Raw genomic sequence first — 1,721 nt, forward strand, 5'->3', positions numbered from 1 at the left:
AAATTAGAGTCTCAATTGAAAACTGAGTGACCAACAGAATAGTTATTTCGGTAATTATTCGGCACAGTCAATTCAATATCGAAAGATATTAAAATAAATTCAGAATTCATTGAGCTGTCGAAAGACATAAAACTTTTTAATTGAAGAGTTTGATCATGGCTCAGATTGAACGCTGGCGGCAGGCCTAACACATGCAAGTCGAGCGGTAACAGAAAGTAGCTTGCTACTTTGCTGACGAGCGGCGGACGGGTGAGTAATGCTTGGGAACATGCCTTGAGGTGGGGGACAACAGTTGGAAACGACTGCTAATACCGCATAATGTCTACGGACCAAAGGGGGCTTCGGCTCTCGCCTTTAGATTGGCCCAAGTGGGATTAGCTAGTTGGTGAGGTAATGGCTCACCAAGGCGACGATCCCTAGCTGGTTTGAGAGGATGATCAGCCACACTGGGACTGAGACACGGCCCAGACTCCTACGGGAGGCAGCAGTGGGGAATATTGCACAATGGGCGCAAGCCTGATGCAGCCATGCCGCGTGTGTGAAGAAGGCCTTCGGGTTGTAAAGCACTTTCAGTCAGGAGGAAAGCGTGGTGGTTAATACCCATCATGTGTGACGTTACTGACAGAAGAAGCACCGGCTAACTCCGTGCCAGCAGCCGCGGTAATACGGAGGGTGCGAGCGTTAATCGGAATTACTGGGCGTAAAGCGTACGCAGGCGGTTTGTTAAGCGAGATGTGAAAGCCCCGGGCTCAACCTGGGAACTGCATTTCGAACTGGCAAACTAGAGTGTGATAGAGGGTGGTAGAATTTCAGGTGTAGCGGTGAAATGCGTAGAGATCTGAAGGAATACCGATGGCGAAGGCAGCCACCTGGGTCAACACTGACGCTCATGTACGAAAGCGTGGGGAGCAAACGGGATTAGATACCCCGGTAGTCCACGCCGTAAACGATGTCTACTAGAAGCTCGGAGCCTCGGTTCTGTTTTTCAAAGCTAACGCATTAAGTAGACCGCCTGGGGAGTACGGCCGCAAGGTTAAAACTCAAATGAATTGACGGGGGCCCGCACAAGCGGTGGAGCATGTGGTTTAATTCGATGCAACGCGAAGAACCTTACCTACACTTGACATACAGAGAACTTACCAGAGATGGTTTGGTGCCTTCGGGAACTCTGATACAGGTGCTGCATGGCTGTCGTCAGCTCGTGTTGTGAGATGTTGGGTTAAGTCCCGCAACGAGCGCAACCCCTATCCTTAGTTGCTAGCAGGTAATGCTGAGAACTCTAAGGAGACTGCCGGTGATAAACCGGAGGAAGGTGGGGACGACGTCAAGTCATCATGGCCCTTACGTGTAGGGCTACACACGTGCTACAATGGCGCATACAGAGTGCTGCGAACTCGCGAGAGTAAGCGAATCACTTAAAGTGCGTCGTAGTCCGGATTGGAGTCTGCAACTCGACTCCATGAAGTCGGAATCGCTAGTAATCGCGTATCAGAATGACGCGGTGAATACGTTCCCGGGCCTTGTACACACCGCCCGTCACACCATGGGAGTGGGTTGCTCCAGAAGTAGATAGTCTAACCCTCGGGAGGACGTTTACCACGGAGTGATTCATGACTGGGGTGAAGTCGTAACAAGGTAGCCCTAGGGGAACCTGGGGCTGGATCACCTCCTTATACGATTTAGAACTTATTTGTTCGTAGTGTCCACACAGATGATTGTTA

Annotated in this window: 1 rRNA gene; it reads left to right on the forward strand. The window is 50.7% G+C overall.

Going from position 1 to position 1,721, the window contains the following annotated elements:
• Nucleotides 1-137 precede the first annotated feature (137 nt).
• Nucleotides 138-1,673: ribosomal RNA gene (locus CXF76_RS00660) — 16S ribosomal RNA — on the forward strand.
• Nucleotides 1,674-1,721: the final 48 nt, after the last annotated feature.

The organism is Pseudoalteromonas sp. 78C3, assembly GCF_002836695.1.
Taxonomy (GTDB): Bacteria; Pseudomonadota; Gammaproteobacteria; order Enterobacterales; family Alteromonadaceae; genus Pseudoalteromonas; species Pseudoalteromonas arctica.